Origin of the sequence: Streptomyces sp. NPDC002790 (assembly GCF_040295505.1) — a bacterium.
Classification (GTDB): domain Bacteria; phylum Actinomycetota; class Actinomycetes; order Streptomycetales; family Streptomycetaceae; genus Streptomyces.
This window is the reverse complement of record NZ_JBEOVM010000135.1, coordinates 1-15,884: the sequence shown is the minus strand read 5'-3', so window position 1 is coordinate 15,884 and position 15,884 is coordinate 1. Positions and strand designations below refer to the sequence as shown.

Annotated in this window: 13 protein-coding genes; 4 read left to right on the top strand and 9 right to left on the bottom strand. The window is 70.8% G+C overall.

What is annotated here, in order from left to right:
- Positions 1-128: 128 nt before the first annotated feature.
- A complete protein-coding gene (locus ABT004_RS32650) occupies positions 129-359 on the bottom strand; it encodes a type II toxin-antitoxin system antitoxin (protein ID WP_351344089.1) in 231 nt (76 codons plus the stop codon).
- Positions 356-1,309: an SPFH domain-containing protein gene (locus tag ABT004_RS32645; RefSeq protein ID WP_351344086.1), complete on the bottom strand. Its 954-nt coding sequence runs from the start codon at positions 1,307-1,309 to the stop codon at positions 356-358. The genes ABT004_RS32650 and ABT004_RS32645 overlap by 4 nt, the downstream gene beginning before the upstream one ends.
- Before the next feature lie 281 nt (positions 1,310-1,590).
- On the opposite strand from ABT004_RS32645, the gene ABT004_RS32640 reads away from it, so the two are divergent.
- Positions 1,591-3,831, top strand: a complete 2,241-nt coding sequence (locus ABT004_RS32640; protein WP_351344083.1) for a transglycosylase domain-containing protein — start codon at positions 1,591-1,593, stop codon at positions 3,829-3,831.
- A gap of 31 nt (positions 3,832-3,862) precedes the next feature.
- Here ABT004_RS32640 and ABT004_RS32635 read toward each other — a convergent pair whose 3' ends face one another.
- Positions 3,863-5,125 carry an amidohydrolase gene (locus tag ABT004_RS32635; RefSeq protein WP_351344080.1) on the bottom strand — a complete coding sequence of 421 codons (1,263 nt, stop codon included), beginning with the start codon at positions 5,123-5,125 and terminating at the stop codon, positions 3,863-3,865.
- Positions 5,122-6,405, bottom strand: a complete 1,284-nt coding sequence (locus ABT004_RS32630) for an MFS transporter (protein ID WP_351344077.1) — start codon at positions 6,403-6,405, stop codon at positions 5,122-5,124. Before ABT004_RS32630 ends, ABT004_RS32635 begins: the two co-directional genes overlap by 4 nt.
- Positions 6,406-6,494: 89 nt before the next feature.
- Between ABT004_RS32630 and ABT004_RS32625 the strand changes: the two genes are divergently transcribed.
- Entirely contained in the window at positions 6,495-7,562 is a 1,068-nt protein-coding gene (locus ABT004_RS32625; protein ID WP_351344074.1) for an Lrp/AsnC family transcriptional regulator, read from the top strand.
- A gap of 16 nt (positions 7,563-7,578) precedes the next feature.
- Here ABT004_RS32625 and ABT004_RS32620 read toward each other — a convergent pair whose 3' ends face one another.
- The 5 genes from ABT004_RS32620 to ABT004_RS32600 form a co-directional block, all read right to left on the bottom strand.
- Positions 7,579-8,037: a hemerythrin domain-containing protein gene (locus ABT004_RS32620; RefSeq protein ID WP_351344071.1), complete on the bottom strand. Its 459-nt coding sequence runs from the start codon at positions 8,035-8,037 to the stop codon at positions 7,579-7,581.
- Positions 8,038-8,047: 10 nt separating this feature from the next.
- The gene (locus ABT004_RS32615) at positions 8,048-10,072 is read right to left on the bottom strand and encodes an ATP-binding SpoIIE family protein phosphatase (RefSeq protein WP_351344068.1); all 2,025 of its coding nucleotides are present in this window, start codon (positions 10,070-10,072) and stop codon (positions 8,048-8,050) included.
- 401 nt (positions 10,073-10,473) lie between these two features.
- Complete coding sequence (gene fomD, locus ABT004_RS32610; protein WP_351344065.1) at positions 10,474-11,151, bottom strand: cytidylyl-2-hydroxypropylphosphonate hydrolase; 678 nt, start codon at positions 11,149-11,151, stop codon at positions 10,474-10,476.
- Positions 11,152-11,236: 85 nt separating this feature from the next.
- Positions 11,237-12,634, bottom strand: a complete 1,398-nt coding sequence (locus tag ABT004_RS32605; protein ID WP_351344062.1) for a class II fumarate hydratase — start codon at positions 12,632-12,634, stop codon at positions 11,237-11,239.
- Between the two features lie 69 nt (positions 12,635-12,703).
- Positions 12,704-14,404 carry a fumarate hydratase gene (locus ABT004_RS32600; protein WP_351344059.1) on the bottom strand — a complete coding sequence of 567 codons (1,701 nt, stop codon included), beginning with the start codon at positions 14,402-14,404 and terminating at the stop codon, positions 12,704-12,706.
- Positions 14,405-14,588: 184 nt separating this feature from the next.
- Here ABT004_RS32600 and ABT004_RS32595 point away from each other — a divergent pair, with 184 nt between their 5' ends.
- Together ABT004_RS32595 and ABT004_RS32590 are read left to right on the top strand one after the other, a co-directional pair.
- Positions 14,589-15,281, top strand: a complete 693-nt coding sequence (locus tag ABT004_RS32595) for a DUF1707 SHOCT-like domain-containing protein (protein ID WP_351344056.1) — start codon at positions 14,589-14,591, stop codon at positions 15,279-15,281.
- A 159-nt stretch (positions 15,282-15,440) separates the two neighbouring features.
- Positions 15,441-15,803: a WhiB family transcriptional regulator gene (locus ABT004_RS32590; RefSeq protein ID WP_351344053.1), complete on the top strand. Its 363-nt coding sequence runs from the start codon at positions 15,441-15,443 to the stop codon at positions 15,801-15,803.
- Positions 15,804-15,884 lie beyond the last annotated feature (81 nt).

Genomic DNA, 15,884 nt, shown 5'->3' with positions numbered 1-15,884 from the left:
GGCTTGATCTATCAAGCCCCGCCGGCGATTGAGGCGATCTTTCAAGCCCCTGCGGCGATTGAGCAGGTCTTTCAAGCCCCGCCGTTCGGACGAGAGCCGGCGGGGTCCGGGGCGGAGCCCCGAGGCGTTCAGTCCGGGTGGGTGGACGGGGGGCGGCCCCGCCTCGGTATGGGGCCCGCCGACCCCGGTAGGCGACCCGCCTCCTGGAGGGCCTTGCGGAGCAGGAACTCGATCTGCGCGTTCGCGGACCGCAGGTCCTCGCCGGCCCACCGTGCAAGCGCCTCGTACACCGCAGGATCGAGCCGCAACAGAACCTGCTTACGCGCCGCCCGCCGCTCACGGTCAGAGGCCGGAGTCACTGGTAGAGCGTTCCGGTGTTGACGACGGGCTGCGCCGCCCGGTCCCCGCAGAGGACGACCAGCAGGTTGGAGACCATCGTCGCCTTCCGCTCCTCGTCCAGCGCCACGAAGTCCTGCTCGGTGATGCGGGCGACGGCGTCCTCCACCATGCCGACGGCCCCGTCGACGATCAGGCGGCGGGCCGCGACCACGGCACCGGCCTGCTGACGCTGGAGCATCGCCGACGCGATCTCGGGGGCGTACGCGAGGTGCGTGAAGCGGGACTCGATGATCTGGACGCCCGCGGCCGCGACCCGCGCGTGCAGTTCGACGGCGAGCTTCTCGGTGATCTCCTCGGCGTTGCCGCGCAGCGAGAGGCCGCCCTCGTCGTGCGCGTCGTAGGGGTACTCGATGGCGATGTGCCGGACGGCCGCCTCGGTCTGCGTGGAGACGAACTCCAGGAAGTCGTCGACCTCGAAGGACGCCTGGGCGGTGTCCTCGACCTTCCAGACGACGACCGCGGCGAGCTCGATCGGGTTGCCGTACGCGTCGTTGACCTTGAGGACCGCCGTCTCGTGGTTGCGCACCCGGGTCGAGATCTTGGTGCGCGAGGTCAGCGGGTTGACCCACCGCAGGCCGTCCGTGCGGATCGTGCCCCGGTAGCGGCCGAAGAGCTGGACGACGCGGGCCTCGCCCGGCGCCACCATGTTCAGGCCCGACATGGCGAAGACCGAGCCGATCGCGACCACGACGCCGACCGTGATGAGCGCCCCCTTGGTGCCCGCCGAGTCGGTGGAGGCGGCGATCGCGATCAGGCCCGCGCCGACGATCAGGCCGATGAGGCCGAGCAGTAGGGCGAGTCCGCCGCCGATGCTGTGGGCCGTGATCTCGCGAACGTGCGCCTTCGGCATCTGTACGTCGGGAGTCTCCGGCGCGTCCGGAGTGTTCGGTGTGGCGTCCGTCTCGGACATGGCTGTCCCCGTTTCTCTGAGCTGGTCGTTCGTCGCCGCACGGCCGCGAACGCGGTCTAGCAAAGTGATATCACTTTATCGCGTCCGGCAACCATCCGCACGTCTCGCTCGTCGGTTCCCATGGGGCAGGTGCTGATTGTCACGTCCGATATGGCCGAATCAACGGAGATTCGACATAAGTGACGGGTTAGGTTCTTGAGCCGATTCAGCACGATCGTGAGAACTGGGTTCGTACCCGTACGCGAAGGCGTACCAGGACAAGAAGCGGAGCGACTGAGGTCATGGGCCGAGCGGATGCGAGGAAGGCGCGCAAGCGCGCGGCGCGGCCGTCGGGCATACGCCGCCTCTTCACCTGGAAGAAGCTCCTGGGTACGTTCTTCGGGCTCGTGCTGCTGTGCATGGGCGCGTTCATCGTGCTGTACATGGTGATCGACGTACCCGAGGGCAATCCCGACGCCCAGGTGCAGAGCAACGTCTACAAGTACAGCAACGGCGACACGCTGGCCCGCACCGGCAAGGTCAACCGCGAGGTCGTCGACCTGGCCGAGGTGCCCCAGGAGGTCCAGCACGCCTTCGTCGCCGCCGAGAACAAGTCGTTCTACACGGACAAGGGCATCGACGTGAAGGGCACCGCCCGCGGCATGCTCAACACCGTCCTGGGCAAGGGCAAGCAGGGCGGCTCGACGATCACCCAGCAGTACGTGAAGAACTACTACCTGACGCAGGACCAGACGGTTACCCGAAAGCTCAAGGAACTGGTCATCTCGCTGAAGTTGGACCAGAAGAAGACCAAGGACGACATCCTCGCCGGGTACATGAACACCAGCTACTACGGGCGCGGAGCCTGGGGCATCCAGGCGGCGGCCGAGGCCTACTACGGCAAGAGCGCCTCGAAGCTGACCGTGGAGCAGGGCGCGTACCTCTCCGCGCTGCTCCAGGCCCCGAACCAGTACGACTGGGCCGTTGCCTCCGACACCGGGAAGCGGCTGGCCAAGGCGCGCTGGAACTACGTGCTCGACAACATGGTCGACATGCACTGGCTGGACGCGAGCAAGCGGCAGGGCATGACCTTCGACAAGCCGAACCCGCCGAAGGCCGCCTCCGGGCTCAAGGGCCAGGAGGGCTACCTCTACAGCGCCGCGCGCGAGGAGGTCATCAAGGAACTGAACCTCACCGAGGCCCAGTTCGACGCCGGTGGCTACACGGTCACGCTCAACATCGACCGCAAGAAGCAGAAGCAGCTCGAGAAGTCGGTGAACCAGCAGCTCAGCGACAAGCTCGACCGCAAGGACAAGAAGGCCGACGCGCGCGTGCAGGCCGGCGCCGTCTCCGTGGACCCGAAGACCGGCAAGGTCCTCGCGCTGTACGGCGGTGAGGGACTCAGCGAGCACTACGTCAACAACGCGACGCGCACCGACTACCAGCCCGCCTCCACCTTCAAGCCGCTGATCCTCGCGGCCGCCCTGGAGGACAAGGCCACGACGCAGTCCGGCCAGAGCGTCACCGCCGACACGATCTACGACGGCACCAGCAAGCGTCAGGTCGTCCAGGACGGCAAGAAGGTCGGCTTCGCCCCGCCGAACGAGGACAAGAAGAGCTACGGCCCGGTCACCGTCCAGACCGCCATGAACAAGTCCATCAACTCCGTCTTCGCGCAGCTCGGCGTCGACGTCGGCATGGACCAGGTGATGGCCACGGCGAAGAAGCTCGGCATGGACGCGGGCGACCTCAAACCGTACCCCGCGCAGACCCTCGGCACCATGGGCGCGAGCCCGATGGAGATGGCCGGTGTCTACGCGACGCTCGACAACCACGGCAAGAAGGTCACCCCGCAGATCGTGAAGGCGGTCTCCAAGCAGGGCGAGCCGGTCCCGCTGGAGGACCCCGTCGGCGAGCAGGTGATCAGCCGCGGCGCCGCCGACTCGGTGACCTCGATCCTGACCGGTGTGGTCGACGACGGCACGGCGAAGACCTCGGTGCGCGACAACCCGGGCCGCGCGGGCCAGCAGGTCGCGGGCAAGACCGGTACCTCCGACGACAACAAGTCGGCCTGGTTCACCGGGTACACGCCGGACCTGGTCACGTCGGTGGGCCTGTTCGGCGAGGGCGCGCTGAAGACCGCGGAGGCGGGCCGACAGGTGTCCATGGAGGGCGCCGGCGGCCTGCCGCGTGTCGACGGCGGCAGCTTCCCCGCCCAGATCTGGGCGCAGTACACCTTCAACTCGTCCAGCACGAACGCGAAGTTCGACCTGGACACCGACATGGGCAAGGCCGTCCAGCCGACGACGACGCCCCCGGCGACCCCGACCGATGAGCCCTCGACGGATCCGACGCCGAGCGAGACGAAGTCGACCGAGCCGACGCCGACCAAGACCGAGCCGAGCGAGACACCGACCAGCGAGACGCCGACGACGGATCCGACGCAGACGCTCCCGGTCCCGCCCGAGAGCAGCGCGCCGACCTGGTCGGAGGACCCGGTCGAACCGGAGAACGGCGGCGGCAACGGGAACGGCAGAGACTGACGCGCTGACCGCCGCGACTGACCGAAGCGCGCTACTCGCGGGCGCCGAGCCAGGTGCGGGCCGCTCCCAGCAGGGCCCGCACCCCCAGCTCGATCGTGGGGTCCTGGAGCGGCGCGTACTGCGGCGAGTGGTTCACCGGGATCTCGGCGGGTAGGCCGCGCGAGGCGAGCGTCGCGGCGTCGTAGCCCTTGAAGGCGGCCGGGTCGGCGCCCCCGAAGTGCCAGAACACCGAGGGCACGCCGAGTTCCTTGCCGAACAGGCCGAAGTCCTCGCTGCCGTTGATCGGTTGCGGAAGCACGAGGACGCCGTGCTCGCCGAGCGCGCCGCGCAGCCCGTCGATCGTCGTGGCGGTGGCGTCGTCGGTGTTCTCCGTGACGGGGAACGAGCCGAGCGAGGTGAACTCCGGCTCCTTGGGCGAGCCCGAGGCCTCCGCCTCCGCCCGGACGATCCTGCGCACCGCCTCGAGCACCTTCTCGCGTACGACGGGGTCGACCGAGCGGATGTTGAGCTTCAGCTCCGCTTCGTCCGCGATGATGTTCTCCTTCGTGCCGGCGTGGATCGAGCCCACCGTCACGACGGCCGTCTGCGAGGCGCCGACCTCGCGCGAGACCACGGTCTGCAGGCGCATCACGACGGCCGCCGCGAGGACCACCGGGTCGACGGTCGACTCGGGCGTCGAGCCGTGCCCGCCGCGCCCGAAGAGGCGTACGCGGTAGCTGTCGGAGGCCGCCATCACCGCTCCGGGCCGGGTCACAGCGACCCCCGTCGGGAACGGTCCGACGTGCTGGCCGAGACACACGTCCGGCTTCGGGAAGCGCTCAGCGAACCCGTCGTCCAGCATGTCCCTGGCCCCGCGGCCGATCTCCTCCGCGGGCTGGAACACGGCGAGGACGGTGCCGCGCCACGTGTCCCGCTCCGCCGCGAGCAGCGCCGTCACGCCGAGCAGGCAGGTGACGTGCATGTCGTGGCCGCAGGCGTGCATGACCGGTACGTCGTTGCCGTCGCGGTCGGTGCCGCGGGCCACGGACGCGTAGGGCAGGCCCGTCGCTTCCAGGACGGGCAGTGCGTCCATGTCGGCGCGGAGCAGCACGGTCGGGCCCTCGCCGTTGCGGAGGACGCCGACGACGCCTGTGCCGCCGAGGCCCTCCGTCACGTCCCAGCCGCCCTGTTCGCGCAGCCGGGCCGCGACGATGCCGGCGGTGCGGGTCTCCTGGAGGGAGAGTTCGGGGTGGGCGTGCAGGTCCCGGTAGAGCGCGCGGAGTCCGGGCAGGAGGCTGTCGAGTTTCGTGGTCATCGGGTCTCGCTTTCTACGGGTGCGCCGGATACGGGAGTGGGGTGGTCGGGGTCGGCGTCGGGCAGCCGCAGCGCCCGGCGGAAGGCGTGTGTGGTCTGCGGGGTGACGCAGGCGAGGACCGCGGCGAGTACCGCGCCCACGACGAGGAAGCCGAACGCGGCGCCGAATCCGGCCGAGTCCGCGAGCAGCCCCATCGCGGTCGGTGCGACGACGCCACCGGCCTGCCCGCCGAACGTGATCAACCCGGCGGCCGCGCCCGTCAGTTCGGGCGGCAGGCTGCGCAGCGGCACCGCGAAGATCGGCATGTAGCCGAGGGAGGCGGACGCGATCGCCACCGACATCCAGCCGACGAACGCGAAGATGCCGGTCGACGTCGCCATGAGGATCAGCGCGACCGAGGAGACCGCCATGGCGGGCACCACGATCTTGCGCTGATTGCCCTCGAAGCGGTCCGCGATCCTGCCGCCGACGATCACGGCGACGGCCGCCGAGCCCGCGGGCAGGATCGTCAGGGCGCCCGCCGAGGTCAGCGCGAGCCCGCGCTCCTCGTTGAGGTACGAGGGCACCCAGGTGTTGAGGCCCCACACGATGATGTCGTAGCCGAAGAACATCCCGGCGAACGCCCACATGGTCCCCGAGCGGATCACGGTGCGCGCGCCGCCGAGCGGCGTGGCGGTCGTCGACCGCTCCCGCTCCGGCAGCCACAGGCGGACGGCCGCGTACACGAATACGCCGACGGCCGCGACGGTGAAGAACGCCGAGCGCCAGCCGAAGTGGGCGATGAGCGGCGCGGCGATCAGCGGGGCGACGACCGCGGCCACGGCGTTCGACGACTGCACGATGCCGTTGGCGCTCATCCGCTGACCGGGCGTGGTCCGCTCGCTCACGGCCTTCATCGAAGCGCCCGGGAAGATCCCCTCGGCGATGCCGAACAGGAAGCGCACCACGAGGAGGATCGCGAAGGAGCCCGCGAGCCCGGTGACCGCCGTGAACGCGGACCAGATGAGCAGCGCCCAGCAGGTGACGCGCTTGGCGCCGAACCGGTCGGCGAGCATCCCGCCCGGAATCTGGCAGACGGCGTACGCCACGAAGAACACGGAGACCGCCAGGCCCTGCTGGGCGCGGCTGAGGTCGAATTCGTGGCCGATCGAGGGCAGCGCCAGATTGATGACGAGGCGGTCGATGTAGTCGATCAGCCAGGCGGCGAAGAGCAGCGTGACCGTGATCTTGGCGCCTCTGTCGAGACGTTCACGGGCGGGGCCTTGCGAGGGTGGGGCCACAGGCACTCCTTCTAGAGTGGGCGTGCTGGTGTGGGGGACGGCTCGGAAGTGGGGACAGAATCCGGCCGCCGTGCGAGAAGGGGCCTCAATTGCTGGAAAACGGCAGCGTGCACGCGCCTGTGCCGGAATCCGCCGCCTTCGCGGGGGCCTCCGCGGCGGCCTTCGAGGAGGCCGACCTCGCCCTGATCGACGCCCTCCAGACCGACCCGCGCGCCCCGTGGAGCCGGGTCGGCCCGGCCGTCGGCATCGACGCGACGACCGCGGCCCGCCGCTGGGCACGCCTCGAAAAGGCGGGCCTCGCGTGGGTGACGGCGTACGCGGGGCCGACGACGGCCACGGTCGCCTACATGGAAGTGACGTGCACACCGGGCGAGTTGGAGGAGCTGACCGCCGGTCTCGTCCGCCTTCCGTGGGTGTTCAGCGCGGAGCACGTGGTCGGCGATTACGACCTGCTGCTCTCCGTCGCGGCGCCCGACCTGCCCGCGCTCGGGCGCCGGGTCAGCGACGATCTGGGCCGGCTGCCGGGCGTGCGCGGCACCCGGACCCGGCTGAGCATGCGGCTCTACCAGGAGGGCAGCGGCTGGAAGGTGCGCGCCCTCGACCGGGCGGGGCGCGCGCGGCTCAGCACGGCGGGGCCGGGGCCCGGTGCACCCTCGCGCCCGTTCCGGCCCCGTGACGAGGTCGACCTGGCGCTCCTGCGCGAACTGGGCGCCAACGGCCGTGCCGGGTACGCCGAGTTGGCGGCGGCCGTCGGCGTCGGCGTCGGCGAGTCGACCGTGCGGCGCAGGCTCGCGCGCGAACTGCGTGACCGGGAGATCCTGCTGCGCTGCGATCTGGCCCAGCAGCTGGCGGGCTGGCCGGCGCTCGCCACGTACCGGGCGACCGTCCCGCACGGCGAACTGGACCGTACGGGCTCGGCCCTTGCCCGCCTCCCGCAGATGCGCCTGTGCACCTCGGTCACGGGCTCTTGCAACCTGCTCTTCCAGGTCTGGCTCCGCGACCTCGACGGCATGGCCACGCTGGAGGCCGCCCTCGACGAGCGGTTTCCCGCCCTGCGCGTCGAGGACCGCACGGTGACGCTGCGCACGGTGAAGCGGATGGGGCGGGTGCTCGACGACCGGGGGCGGGCTACGGGGTACGTGCCGGTGGGGTTCTAGCCGTCGCTGTGGGGTTTCAGCTCTCCGTGGGGTGTGCCGCGCGCCACGCCGCGATCGACTCGTCCCAGCCGTCCCCCGACAGTGCCGTCAGCGACGCCGGGAAGAGGCCGTCCTCCTCCTTGGCGATGTGCCGGTGCAGCTCGTCCGTCTCGGCCTTCAGGCGCTGTACGTCGCCGGGGTCCGTGAGGTCGAGGGTGGGCAGCAGGGCGCCGAGTTCGCGGTGTTCGGCCACCAGGGCGTCGATGTAACCGGCGTACTCCGGATCGTCCCGCATCACCGCGAACAGGCCGTCCTCCTCGCCCCTCCAATGCGAGGCGAGCTCCTTCGCCATCGCGTCGACGAGCTTCCGCGCCGCCGCCACGTCGCCGCGCTCAAGGGCCCGCAGCGCGCCACCGGCGGCGTCGGTGACGCGCTCGTGCTCGGCGATGAACTCCTTGATGAGAGGGATCTCACGGCAACCGCAGTAGTGGCACATGGCCACATATTTACGGCACCGGAAGCTCGAACCAGACGACCTTGCCGGTGGACAGGCGCGTCGCACCCCACCTTCGGGCCAGCCGGTTCACCAGGTAGAGCCCACGACCGCCCTCGTCCGTCGCCCGTGCCTGCCGAAGGCGTGGCAACTGCGGTACGTCGTCGCCCACTTCGCAGCGCACCACGTCGGTCCGCAGCAGGCGCAGGGTCACCGGACGGGTGGCGTACCGCACCGCGTTCGTCACGACCTCGCTCACCAGGAGTTCGACGGAGTCGTTGAGGTCCTCCAGGCCCCAGCGCTCCAGGGCGCTGCGGGCGAGCCTGCGGGCGCGGCCCGGTGCGGCGTCCTCCGGTTCCAGGGTCCAGTACGCGACGTCGCTGGGCGCGATCCCGTCGAACCGGGCGGCCAGCAGCGCGATGTCGTCGTCCCGGTCGCCGGGGCCGAGCATGTCGAGGACCTCGTCGCACAGCGCCTCGAGGGGCGGCGGATGGTCGGGTCCTGTCAGCTGCGCGGTGGCGGCGAGCCGTTCGCGCAGCTGCTCTATCCCGGTCCACACGTCCCGCAGCCGCGATTCGACGAGCCCGTCCGTGTAGAGGAGCAGCGTCGCGCCCGCCGGGGCGTCCAGCTCGACCGCCTCGAAGTCGACCCCGCCGACGCCGATCGGCGCGCCCGGCGGCACCCGGAGCACCTCGGAGCGCCCGCCGAGGTGCAGCAGGACGGGCGGCGGATGCCCGGCGTTGGCGATGGTGATGCGGTGCGCGACCGGGTCGTACACGGCGTACATGCACGTCGCCATGCGGTCGCTGCCGAGCCGCTGGGCCTGCTCGTCGAGGTGGTGCAGGACCTCCTGCGGGGGCAGGTCGAGTCCGGCGAGGGTCTGCGCGGTCGTCCGGAGCTGGCCCATGATGGCGGCCGATGTCATCGAGTGGCCCATGACGTCGCCCACGACCAGCGCGACGCGGCTGCCCGGCAGCGGGATCGCGTCGTACCAGTCGCCGCCGACCCGCGCCGTCTCCGCCGCCGGCAGGTAGCGCGAGGCGAGCCGCACGCCGGTCGGGTTCGGCAGCGTCTCCGGCAGCATCGTGCGCTGCAACTCGTCCGCGATGTACGCCTCGCGCCCGTACAGCACCGCTTTGTCGATGCCGAGCGCGCTGTGCGTCGCCAACTGCCCCGCCACCAGCAGGTCGTCGGCGTCGAACGCGAGCCGGTCGGGGCGGCGCAGGAACACTGCGGCCCCGATCACCCGGCGTCGGCCGCGCAGCGGGGCCAGGATCGCCCGCTGGCCGCTCGGCAACGCCCGCTCCGAGCCGAGGAGTTCGGGCAGCGCGGCGAGCGCGGCGGGCGAGTCGGCGAACACCGGGCGGACGCCGCGCAGCACCTCTGCGAGCGCGCCACCGGAGCGCACCTCGCACAAGTCGGCGCAGCCCGCCGTCAGTTCGAGCTGGGGCGTGAGTGGGACCGTGAGCCCCGCGCCGTCGGTGTCCGGGTCGGTGGCGGATGCGGAGGCGGTGTCGGTGGAGTCCGGGATGCGGTCGGTGCGGCGCAGGCGCAGCACCATGGGTCCCGTCGGCCGCTCGTCGCCCACCGGCAGCGGCTCGCGCAGATACACGAGGATCGCGTCGGAGAACGTGGGCACGGTCGCCCGGCACAGGCCCATCACGATCTCGTCGAGGTCCAGGCCGCGGGCGATCCGCCGGGTCGCGGCGCCGACGAAGCGGAGCCGGTCGCCGTCACGCCGCATCGGCGCCGGCTGCCCGGCGGGGCGCGGCTGTCCGGTGCGGCGGTCCTCGCCCTCGGGCGCGCCGGGGCGCACCGGCTCGGGGGAGGGCGCCACGGGCTGCGCGTGCTCGGCGTCCGCGGCGGAGCCGGCGGCGCGCCGTGGCTGCTCCGGCAGGCCGCCCGAGCCCGGGGCGGAGGCCTCGCCGGAACCCGGCGTGGAGGTCTCAGGGGTGTGCCGAAGGGCCCCGCGGGGGTCGGCGGGGCGGGCCGCCGTGCCGTGGTGGCGGCCTTCGTGGGAGGTGGGGTACTCCGTCACGCGTGTCGATTCCGTCCGTCCGGGGCTGCACGCCGCGTCACTGGCCAGTGCGCCGGCAGTTGGGGAACAGCTGGGGCCAGGGTCTGTCGGGTGACCTGCGGCGTGTCCCGTAGGGGACCGGATACCCGGAACGCGTGCTCCGGGAACGGAATCCGTGCGGGCGACCGCGCCGGGAACCCGCGGACAGCACCGCTCGCGGTCCCGGCGGCCGTCTCGTCACGGCCCGCCCACTGCGTCGTCTCGCCCACGTTCACGGTCCAGCCGCCCCTCGATGACCTCGTTGACATCGTGTCAGACCAGTTGTGCGTGCCAAGAGTTGTCCGTAGAACCCGCACATTCGGACGGGTGGTCTCTTGCGGAGGACGATCCTACGTTTACCCCCTGGGGGCGCATCAAGGGTCTCATGAGGACACGTGCGCGGGCGTACGGTCCCAGTCAGCAGGCAGGGCGGGAACCAGCCACGCCGGGTCCGGGCGCCAGTGCTGCCAGCCGTCGGGGAACGGCCGCCGCCAGTTCTCGATCGTCTCGATCGCCCGGCGGCCCGCGGAGCGCACCTCGGATGCCTGTGCGGGGCTCATCAGGCCCACGGCCTGCGCCTGCGCGAACTCGTCCTCGTCGTGCCAGCGCCAGCTGCCGTCCGGGTACACCGACAGGTCGAGGAAGTGGTCCTCCGAGTCGACGCCTGCGGCCCAACGGACGCGCGGCGCCTCCAGGTTCACGTACCAGTTGCGGAACCGCCAGCCCGGCTCCCAGAACAGCCACACCGACCAGGGATCGCCGGGCCGCGCCAGTTTCAGCACACCCGTGCCGGCCCAGCGGTCGCGCCGCAGGGCGCGCGGCTTGGTGTAGCGGGTGGCGAGCGGCTCGCGGTGCACCGGGGTGCCGTCGGCGATGACCGGCTTCACGCACTCGGTGCCGGGCGCCATCCACACGGCGAGCAGCTCGTCGGTGTCCTGGACGACCGTGACCGGACGGCAGATGTGGAAGCCGTCGCCCCCGTTGGCGCGGTAGCGCCACAGGATCGGCTCACCGGGCGCCCAGCGCCCTCCGCTCTCGGTCATCCGGTACTCGTCTGTCATGAACAGATATTAGGTGCCAACGGCATACGACGCCGCGGTACGTATCAGGATTACGCCAACAGGCCACGCGTGGTCACGGCCGCGCTCACGGGTGCGTCATCCGCAGGACGTCGAGCGCCTCGTCGAGCTGTTCCACGGTGAGGTCGCCCCGCTCCACGTAGCCGCCGTCGAGCACGACCTCCCGGATGGTCCGCCGCTCGGCGAGGGACTTCTTGGCGACCTTGGCCGCCTCCTCGTAGCCGATGTACTTGTTGAGCGGCGTGACGACGGACGGGGAGGACTCGGCGTACTCGCGGGCGCGCTCGCGGTTTGCGGTGATGCCGTCGATGGTGCGATCGGCCAGGAGCCGGGAGACGTTGGCGAGCAGCCGGATCGACTCCAGGACGTTCTTGGCGATGACCGGGAGCATCACGTTCAGCTCGAAGTTGCCTGCGGCGCCGGCCGCCGCGACCGTCGCGTCATTGCCGGTGACCTGGGCCGCGACCATCAGCGTCGCCTCGGGAAGGACCGGATTCACCTTGCCCGGCATGATCGACGAACCGGGTTGCAGATCGGGGAGGTTGATCTCCGCGAGTCCCGTACGGGGCCCGGAGGCGGCCCACCGCAGATCGTTGGCGATCTTCGTCAGGCCGACGGCGATCGTGCGCAACTGGCCGCTCGTCTCCACGATCCCGTCGCGCGCGCCCTGCGCCTCGAAGTGGTCGCGGGCCTCGGTCAGCGGCAGCCCCGTCGCGCGCGCGACCTCGGCGATGACGGCGGCCGAGAAGCCGGGCGGGGTGTTGATTCCCGTGCCGACCGCGGTGCCGCCCAAGGGGAGTTCGGCGAGGCGGGGGAGCGAGGCGGTCAGCCGCTCCACGCCGTAGCGGACCTGCGCCGCGTAGCCGCCGAACTCCTGGCCGAGAGTCACCGGCGTCGCGTCCATGAGGTGCGTACGCCCCGACTTCACGACGTCGGAGAACTCGGCGGACTTCCGCTCCAGGGAGGCGGCCAGGTGGTCGAGCGCCGGGATCAGGTCGTGGGTGACGGCGGCCGTCGCCGCGATGTGGATGGAGGACGGGAAGACGTCATTGGACGACTGCGAGGCGTTCACGTGGTCGTTCGGGTGCACGTCGCGGCCCAGGCGCTCGGTGGCGAGCGTGGCCAGCACCTCGTTGGTGTTCATGTTCGACGACGTACCGGAACCGGTCTGGAACACGTCGATCGGGAACTCGTCGTCCCAGTGGCCCTCGGCGACCTCGGCGGCGGCTGCCGCGACGGCCTCGGCGATGTCCTTGTCGATGACCCCCAGCTCAGCGTTCACCGTGGCCGCCGCGCCCTTGATCCGGGCCAGCGCCTCGATGTGGGCGCGCTCGATGCGCTGCCCGGAGATGGGGAAGTTCTCCACGGCGCGCTGGGTCTGGGCCCGCCACTTCGCGGCGGCGGGGACCCGGACCTCGCCCATGGAGTCGTGCTCGATGCGGTATTCGCCGGCGTTGTCGCTCATACCAGGTACAGCGAACACGGCGGTGGGGTTGTTCCTGATCCCGGGAACAACCCCACCAACGAGTGGCGACTACGCGAGACCGGGGCCGCGCACCGGGATGCTCGTGAAGGTCGGCTCGGGCGTCGGGTTCTGGAAGAAGTCGTTGCCCTTGTCGTCGACGACGACGAACGCCGGGAAGTCCTCGACCTCGATCTTCCAGACGGCCTCCATGCCGAGCTCCTCGTACTCGACGACCTCGACCTTCTTGATGCAGTCCTGCGCGAGCCGCGCCGCCGGGCCGCCGATCGAGCCGAGGTAGAAGCCGCCGTGCGCGTCGCACGCGTCGGTGACCTGCTTGGAGCGGTTGCCCTTGGCGAGCATGACCTTGGAGCCGCCCGCGGCCTGGAACTGCTCCACGTAGGAGTCCATGCGGCCGGCCGTGGTCGGGCCGAAGGAACCGGACGCATAACCCTCGGGGGTCTTCGCCGGGCCCGCGTAGTACACGGGGTGGTCCTTCAGGTACTGCGGCATCTCCTCGCCGGCGTCCAGGCGCTCCTTGATCTTGGCGTGCGCGATGTCGCGGGCGACGACGAGCGGTCCCGTCAGGGAGAGGCGGGTCTTCACCGGGTGCTTGCCGAGCTCGGCGAGGATCGCGTCCATCGGCTGGTTGAGGTCGATCTTCACGACGTCGCTCGACTCGTCCTCGGAGAGGCCCGCGGCGGAGCCGCTAGTCAACTCAGTGTCGGTCGTCTCCGGCAGGAAGCGCGCCGGGTCCGTCTCCAGCTGCTCCAGGAAGACGCCCTCGGCGGTGATCTTCGCGACGGCCTGGCGGTCGGCGGAGCAGGACACGGCGATGGCGACCGGGCAGGAGGCGCCGTGCCGCGGCAGCCGCACCACGCGCACGTCGTGGCAGAAGTACTTGCCGCCGAACTGCGCGCCGATGCCGATCTTCTGCGTCAGCTCGAAGACCTTGTCCTCGAGCTCCTTGTCGCGGAAGCCGTGCCCGAGCTCGGAACCCTCGGCCGGGATCTCGTCCAGGTAGTGCGCGGAGGCGTACTTGGCGGTCTTCAGGGCGTACTCGGCGGAGGTGCCGCCGACGACGATCGCGAGGTGGTACGGCGGGCAGGCGGCCGTCCCCAGGGAGCGGATCTTCTCCTCCAGGAACTTCATCATGGAGGACTCGTTCAGTACGGCCTTCGTCTCCTGGTACAGGAACGACTTGTTGGCGGAGCCGCCCCCCTTGGCCATGAAGAGGAACTTGTAGGCGCCGCCGTCCGTCGCGTAGAGCTCGATCTGCGCGGGGAGGTTGGAGCCGGTGTTCTTCTCGTCCCACATGTTCAGCGGGGCCATCTGCGAGTAGCGCAGGTTCAGGTTCTGGTAGGCGTCGTAAATGCCCTTGGAGAGCGACTTCTCGTCCTCACCTTCGGTGAGGACATTCTGCCCGCGCTTGCCCATGACGATGGCGGTGCCGGTGTCCTGGCACATGGGCAGCACGCCCGCGGCCGCGATGTTGGCGTTCTTCAGCAGGTCGAGCGCGACGAACTTGTCGTTGCCCGACGCCTCGGGGTCGTCGACGATGCGGCGCAGCTGCGCGAGGTGAGTCGGGCGGAGGTAGTGCTGGATGTCGTGGATGGCCTCTTCGGCGAGCTTGCGCAGTGCGTCCGGCTCGACCTTCAGGAACGTACGGCCGTCGGGCCCCTCGGCGGTGGAGACACCCTCCGATGTCACCAACCGGTACGTGGTGGGGTCCTCGCCCTGGGGGAGCAGATCGGTGTACGCGAACTCCGGCATCTCGCCTTTTCCTCACTCGACAGACATCAGCTGGCATCCGTTGGCAGCGCCAACCAGCGTAGAACCTGGTCGGGCGGCCGGGCCTGTGAGGTAAGGCTCAGTTGGCTCGGGGCCCGCGACGGGGCTGCGCGGGAGTCCGCGGCGAGGGGTGTCGCGATCTATCGCGTTTCGGTACTCTACTGTCGTGGACCTTCAAAAGCGCTCTTCGCAGCCCGCGCCCGCGCCCAGTGCTCCCGTGGCGGAGCCGACCGACCTGCGCGCGTCCGACGCCGACCGCGACCGGATCGCGGACATCCTGCGCGAGGCACTCGCGGAGGGCCGGCTCGACGCGGAGGAGCACGCCGAGCGGATCGACGGGGTCTACCGCGCCAAGACGGTCGGCGAACTGGAGCCGCTGGTGCGCGACCTGCCGGGCACCCACGCGCCGCCCCGCCCGGCGCCCGCCGCGGGCCCCGCCCCGAGCCGCCCTGCGCCCGGCACGGTCCCGGCGGTGCCCGACGAGAACCTGGTGGCGGTCCTCAGCTCCACGACCCGCAAGGGCCGTTGGCGGGTGGGCCGCCGCACGCACGCGTACGCGATCTTCGGCAACGTGGAGATCGACCTCAGCGAGGCGATCTTCGAATACCCGCAGGTGTACATCAAGGCGGTCTCCGTGTTCGGCAACGTGGAGGTCCGCGTCCCCGAGAACATCTCGCTGCGCGGCAGCGGCGCGGGCGTCCTCGGCAACTTCGAGGTGGACACGCTGGACGCGCGCGAGCCCGGGGCGCCCGTTGTGTACGTCGACGGCTTCGCGGTCCTCGGGAACATCGAGGCGAAGCCGAAGCGCGGCAAGCTCATCCAGAACCTGGAGAAGCACCTGCGCAAGCATCTCGGCTGACGGTCGGGGGCCGACGGCATTTGGGCGGTGAACTCCCGTATGCGCTCCGGAAGTTCCGTGCTTCGGAACTCAGTGCATAGGAGTCGACACAGCGGGTAGAGCTTGCTGCATCGTCGCCCGCTCTCGATAGCCGTCGTCAGCCGTCGTCAGGAGTAGACCGTGCTGCACCCGCCGCATCAGTCCCTGCAGGTCACCGCCGTACCGCAGCAGCGCGAGCCAGTCAGGGGCAGGGATCAGGACGCGCCATGGCACACGGAGGCGGTGTGCAGGCGTGACGAGGCGGGACTCTTCTTCGCCCCTTCCAAGGAACCGACCGCCGCGCGTCTCGCGCGCGAGCAGGCGGCGAAGCGGGTCTGTGCTCGCTGCCCGGTCATGGTCGAGTGCCGCGAACACGCGCTGCTCCAGCCGGAGCCGTACGGCGTCTGGGGCGGCCTCACCGCGGCGGAACGCCGGGTGGTCCTGGCGCGCAGGCGCCGCCGCGAGGTGGAGCTGAAAAAGGCACCACACTCGGTAGCGGTCTGAGAGGCCGGGGCTCCGCCCCGGTCCCCCCCGGGACAAAACGGCCGTTTAATCCCCCCCGGCGCTTGGGGCGCGGGGGACGGG